The sequence below is a fragment of the Candidatus Eisenbacteria bacterium genome (genome assembly GCA_013140805.1).
Lineage (GTDB): Bacteria > Eisenbacteria > RBG-16-71-46 > RBG-16-71-46 > RBG-16-71-46 > JABFRW01.
Genome location: JABFRW010000142.1, coordinates 1 through 6,030, shown reverse-complemented (window position 1 = coordinate 6,030; position 6,030 = coordinate 1). Strand labels below are relative to the sequence as shown.

Annotated in this window: 5 protein-coding genes; 4 read left to right on the top strand and 1 reads right to left on the bottom strand. The window is 65.7% G+C overall.

What is annotated here, in order from left to right:
- On the bottom strand, positions 1-533 hold a 533-nt coding region (locus HOP12_11180; GenBank protein ID NOT34717.1), incomplete at its 3' end, for a glycoside hydrolase family 3 protein.
- 174 nt (positions 534-707) lie between these two features.
- Here HOP12_11180 and HOP12_11175 point away from each other — a divergent pair.
- Genes HOP12_11175 through HOP12_11160 form a run of 4 tightly spaced genes read left to right on the top strand, consistent with a single transcriptional unit; the run spans position 708 to position 5,010 of the window.
- A complete protein-coding gene (locus HOP12_11175) occupies positions 708-1,883 on the top strand; it encodes an aminotransferase class I/II-fold pyridoxal phosphate-dependent enzyme (GenBank protein NOT34716.1) in 1,176 nt (391 codons plus the stop codon).
- A gap of 21 nt (positions 1,884-1,904) precedes the next feature.
- Complete coding sequence (locus HOP12_11170) at positions 1,905-3,569, top strand: S41 family peptidase (GenBank protein NOT34715.1); 1,665 nt, start codon at positions 1,905-1,907, stop codon at positions 3,567-3,569.
- Positions 3,570-3,583: 14 nt separating this feature from the next.
- The gene (locus HOP12_11165; GenBank protein NOT34714.1) at positions 3,584-4,144 is read left to right on the top strand and encodes a PepSY domain-containing protein; all 561 of its coding nucleotides are present in this window, start codon (positions 3,584-3,586) and stop codon (positions 4,142-4,144) included.
- 26 nt (positions 4,145-4,170) lie between these two features.
- Positions 4,171-5,010 (top strand): hypothetical protein, encoded by an 840-nt coding sequence (locus HOP12_11160; GenBank protein NOT34713.1) that lies wholly within the window; start codon positions 4,171-4,173, stop codon positions 5,008-5,010.
- Positions 5,011-6,030: the final 1,020 nt, after the last annotated feature.

Here is a 6,030-nt window from a genome sequence, read left to right as displayed (position 1 = left end):
CCCGTCCACGGTTCCGTCCGGTGCGAATCGAGCACGGTGTCGCCGTGACCGGGAAAGTGCTTAAGGCACGCGGCGAGCCCCTCGGCCCGAAACCCGCGCAGCCACGCGCCGACCATCGCCGAGACGGCGGCCGGATCGTGGCCGAACGCGCGGGGACCGATCACCGGATTGAGCGGTTCCGAGTGCACGTCGGCGACCGGCGCGAAGTCCCATTCGAAGCCCAGCGAGCGCAGGCGGCGCGCGGTGACGCGCGCGATCCACACCATGTCGCCGGGGCTCGCGCCGCGCGCCAGCAGCGCCGAGTTCGGCGGCACCACCAGGTGCCCGTCGAGCTGCGAGACGAAGCCGCCTTCCTCGTCGAGCGACAGAAAGATGCGTCGCGGTCGCGCCAGTTCGCGCAATCGCCGCGTCAGACGGCGCAGATCGGCGAGATCGTGGAAATCGCGGCGAAACACGATCACGCCGGCGGGAGGATAGGCGGCGAAGTCGCGTTCCCATGCGGGAGAAAGCCCATCCGGGGGCAAGCCGATCACGAAACGGCGCGCGATGACGCGCTGGGCATCCATAGCCGACGGAAAGTGGCCGACCGCCCCGGCTCGTGTCAATCGCTCGCGACGAAATCAGGCGAGTGAGACCGTGCGAAAGCGGCGCGCGCCGGCAAATCGCTCGTTGGGGTGCGGCGCGCGCCGCGTTAGACTCGCTCGGCCATGAGACCCTTCACAGCCGAGCGCACGCATCGCTTCACCGAGTCGGTGATCCGCGAGATGACGCGGCTCTGCAACCAGCACGGCGGTGTGAACCTGGCCCAGGGCTTTCCCGACTTTCCGGCTCCTTCCGAACTCAAGGAAGCCGCGGCGCGCGCGGTGATGGACGACATCAATCAGTACGCCATCACCTGGGGCTCCAAGCGCATGCGCGACGCGCTGGTGGCCAAGACCGAGCGCTTCACCGGCCTGCGCTACGACCCCGAGACCGAGATCACGGTGTGCTGCGGCTCGACCGAGTGCATGGTCGCCACCCAGATGGCACTCGTGAATCCGGGCGAGGAAGTGATCGTGTTCGAGCCGTTCTACGAGAATTACGGCCCCGACGCGATCCTGTGCGGGGCCACGCCACGCTTCGTGCGGCTGAGGGAGCCCGACTGGGCGTACGACCCGGCCGATCTGGAGGCCGCGTTCAACAACCTCACGCGCGCGATCGTCATCAACACCCCGAACAATCCGACCGGCAAGGTGTTTACTCGGGCGGAGCTGGAGCATGTCGCCGCGCTGTGCCGGAAGTGGAACGTGATCGCGATCACCGACGAGATCTACGAGCACATGATCTACGACGGAGCCGAGCACGTGACGCTGGCGGCGCTGCCGGGGATGCGGGAACGAACCGTGACGATCAGCGGGCTTTCGAAGACCTATTCGGTGACCGGGTGGCGGGTCGGCTGGTGCCTGGCGCCGCCCGAGCTGAGTGGTGCGATTCGCAAAGTTCACGACTTTCTGACCGTGGGCGCGCCCGCTCCTTTACAAGAAGCGGCAGCCGTGGCGCTATCCTTGCCACTGTCTTACTACGAGGCGCTCGCCAGTTCGTATGCTGCCCGGCGTGCGCACCTGATGCCGGTGCTCGAAGCCGCGGGATTCCGCGCCTTCATGCCACGCGGTGCTTACTACGTGATGACCGACATCTCGGCGTTCGGTTTCGACGACGATGTCTCGTTCGCTCGCATGCTGGTGTCCGAGGTGGGGGTCGCCGCGGTACCGGGGTCGAGCTTCTATTCGGATCCGGCGGCGGGTCGGCAGCGGTTGCGCTTCCACTTCGCCCGTCGCAAAGAAACGCTGGACGCCGCCGCGGAGCGCCTCATGCGACTCCGCTCACGCGCTCCGGCGAGCTGACCCCACACTCGGAGTCACTCCATGGCGTTCCTTCGTCGTAGTTCGCTCGGGCCGCTGATCGTTTCAATGGTGTTGTCGGTGCTGATGGGCTTTGGCCTCTCGCGGGCCATGGCGGCCGGCGACGACCTGCGCAGCCAGCTCGACCTGTTCTCCCAGGTGCTCTACCTGGTGCAGAACAACTACGTGGACGCGCCGGAGAACTCCAAGATCGTGCGCGGCGCGATCGACGGCATGCTCCGCACGCTCGACCCGCACACGGTGTTCCTGCAGCCGACGCGTGCCCGCCAGATGGACGAGAACTTCCAGGGCGAGTACTCGGGGATCGGCATCCAGTTCGACATCCGAGACGGCGCGATCGTGGTGATCTCGCCGATCGAGGGCACTCCTTCTTACCGACTCGGCATTCGCGCCGGCGACCGCATCATCGCGATCGACGGGGAGCCGGTGAAGAAGGACATCACGACCGACGATGTCTTCAAGCAGCTGCGCGGCCCGGCCGGCAGCACCGTGCAGGTCACGATCGAGCGCGAAGACGAACCGGCACCGCAGGTGTTCGAGATCGAGCGCGCGAAGATTCCGATCGAGAGCATTCCTTACGCCTACATGCTGCGTCCCGGCATCGGCTACGTGCGTGTGATCCGCTTCGCCCAGACGACCGGCGAAGAGCTGGAGAAGGCGATCGTCGACCTGAAGGCGCAGGGCATGAAGCAGCTGATGGTCGACCTGCGCGCCAACGGTGGCGGCCTGCTCTCGCAGGCGGTCGACGTCGCGGACCAGCTCGTGCCTGCGAACAAGAAGGTGGTCTACACGCGCGGACGCATCCCGTCGGCCAACGCCGACTACTACAGCAGCGAACGCCCGCGCAGCTGGACGGGACCGGTCGTGGTGCTGGTCGATCACGGCAGCGCCTCGGCGTCCGAGATCGTGTCGGGTGCGGTGCAGGATCTGGATCGCGGCTTGGTGGTGGGGTTGAGCACGTTTGGAAAGGGGCTGGTGCAGAACCAGTTCAACCTGTCCGACGGCTCCAAGCTGCTGCTCACGATCGCCAAGTACCACACGCCGAGCGGCCGCCTGATTCAGCGCGACTACAACGGCAAGAGCGAAGAGGACTATCAGCTCGACGCGTGGAAGGAAGACACGCCGAGCGACTCGATCCTGGCGCAGCGGCCGGTGTTCAAGACCAGCGGTGGTCGCACGGTCTACGGCGGCGGCGGCATCCAGCCCGACGTGGTCGTCAAGTCCGACGTTCCGCTGACCCGCAGCCAGGTCGACATCATCCAGAAGCGCATCGTGTTCGAGTGGGGCACTCACTGGATGAACGCGCACAAGAACCAGAAGTGGACCAGCGACTCGTTCAACCGCTCGTTCGCACTCAAGGACAACGAGTGGGGTGACCTCAAGCGCGTTGCCGAGAAGCGCAAGGTCACGATGACCGATTCGACCTGGACCGCGGATCGCGACTTCGTGCTCCAGCAGGTGCGTGCCGAGCTCGCGAGCCAGTCGCTGGGTGCGCTCGAGCGCTACAAGATCCTGGTCGAGGACGATCCGCAGCTGCTGCAGGCGATCGAGCTGTTCCCGCGCGCGAGCGCATTGCTGTCGGGAAACTTCGATGAGGCGATGGGCAAGGGACTGAGCGCGACCAAGAAGACGGACGCGCAGGCCGGAGGTACGGCGAACAAGCGGTAGGGAAACCGGCTCGAATGCCCACGACGAGAGAGACCTACGCCCGGACTCTGAGGATCGCCCGAACGATCCATCGGACGACGGGCGTAGCGCTGTTCGTTCTATTCGCTCTGGTCGCGACCAGTGGACTGATGCTGGGCTGGAAGAAGCACACCGGCGGAGTGCTGCTCGCCAAGTCGCATCGCGGCACCACGACGGATCCCGCGCGGTGGCTGCCGATCCATGAACTTCACGATCGGGCGGTGGCGGTCGCACGCGACTCGATCTCGCCGACGATGTCGCTGCGACTCGATCGCATCGACATCCGGCCCGACAAGGGCATGGTCAAGTTCGTGTTCGCGAAGGGCTACTGGGGTGTGCAGCTCGATTGCGCGACCGGCGAGGTGCTGCACATCGAGCGACGACGCTCCGACTTCATCGAGGACCTGCACGACGGCTCTATCCTGGACGATCTGCTCGGGACCTCGAACGAGCAGATCAAGCTCGGCTACACGAGCCTCATGGGTCTGGCGTTGCTGACCTTCACGGTCACCGGCTTCTGGCTGTGGTACGGGCCGCGCAGGATGCGAGGGGCGTGAGCGGGCGAGTGGGGTTGGCGGTGGCCATGGCGGCCCTGTTTCTTTGCTCTCTCGCTTTCGAATGGGGCACTGCGAACGCCTATTACGAAGGCGGACCGGCTCCCACCTTCTACGACTGGCTGGTCTCGAACACGGTCGTCTTTGAGGGGAAGGTTACCGCGCGCGAGACGACCGGACGGTGGGTTCGAATCACTGTCACCGAGGAGTTGCTTGGTTTCGCTCCGTCCCGATCGGTCGAGCTCGTATGCGGTGATCGGAACTGGAAAGGGATCGGCAATCACCCGAGTCTCGCAGATCGCGTGCTGGTCGGGAGCATGGGCCGTTCGGACGGCGGCCGGTTGCGTGGCGAGCTGGCCATCATTGACTCCGATGACTCCGTGGTCCTGCCCAGGTCGTACTTCGCCAGGCTCTACCGCAAGGAGATGAGGCTCGAGCCCCAATTCTCTAGCTACGAGGAGTTGAGGTCAGCACTACGGCTCGCGAGGAGCAAGCACGCGCTCTCTGGATTGGACGGCAAGCGCGCACTCGTGCTGATGCGAATGGTCGATCACGTTCCCGACAATGACTACGGCCGACAGGCAAAGTGGCTGGTTGATTCTGCAAGAGTACTCGTCGGGCAGCTCGACTTTGCGGTGACCTCGGTGCGATTCACGGACCTGCAGAGCGGAACCTCCCGGCCGCGGAAGGGGCAATGGCTGGTCGTCCCGGTGCCAATGGGAGCTGTTGGACCCGATTTGGAACTCGATCTCCTGAGTACCGCCCCATTCGAGGTGAAATCCGGGAGATGCCCCGCATTTCAAGTGGGGATCGATTCGCTGGGAACGCTCGTGCAGGCAACGCCGACGGGTCTCAGGCTTCGGCGGTAGCGAGTTCGCTCGTCAGTGATGAGCGACTTGAGTTGCTCATCTCACGCGATCCATGCTCTGAGCCCCGCGCGGCGGCAGCCTGGAGCGTTCAGGACGAACTAGTCGTTACGTGAGTGCCCGCGCGTCGCCCATTCGGCGCCAGATGCAATAGTGCCAAGCGGACTCGCGCTTCGAGTGAGGCGTTGGGATCGGCGTTGCAGCGCTCGGCGCCACGCCGCGCTTCGTCGGCGCGGAACCCAAGTTGCCGAAGCCATGGGATGACTTCGTTCGCGCGTGCCTCGGCATTCGCTCGAGCATTCGCCGCCTCTTGGCTCTTCACCTCCAGCTTTCGCTTCGCCGCGGCGTGCTGCGCCTGCTCGCGCTTGCTGCGCATGAACGAGGATCCGAATGCGCGCTCGGCCTCGTACTGATTGTGCGTCCGGCACCGCAGTCGCATTCTCGCCACCGTCGCCGTTCCCCCGCGGGCGACTGGGTCGATGTGATCGAACTCCAGCCTGGTGCGAGATTCGCAGCGCCGTCCGTCCTCACTGACGAACGTGCACTGGCCGCCGTCGCGCTGCCAGACTGCGCTTCGGATTCGCTTGGGGACGTAGCGGCCTGTCGGGGCGCCGCTTCGCGGGAGCGAGCGCGCGGACGCCGCAAACCTGCGCTGCTCGAGCTGGCGGATTAACGCGTCCAGGGCGCGATCCAGCACTTGCGCGATGTCGCCCGTGGGCAGCGCGTGGCCGAGAAGCGACTGGGCGTGGCGCAGCTTGTCGTGGGTCTCTCGGGCGAGAGTCACCTGCAGGGCGTATCGCACCGCCGAGAGCGGGGCCAGCTTTGCGCGTGGGGCTTGGTGGACGACCGGAGCCGGTCGAGGCCGCTCGACTCTCACCGGGACGAGTTGTCCGTCGAGCGTGCCAACTGGCGCTGGAGCTAGTTGGCACGCGCCATCGCCAGTCGGCTCCACTTGCGCTGGCACCACTGGGAACGAGCCATCGCCAGGCAGCCCAACTAGCGCCCGCAACCCCTGATCTGCGG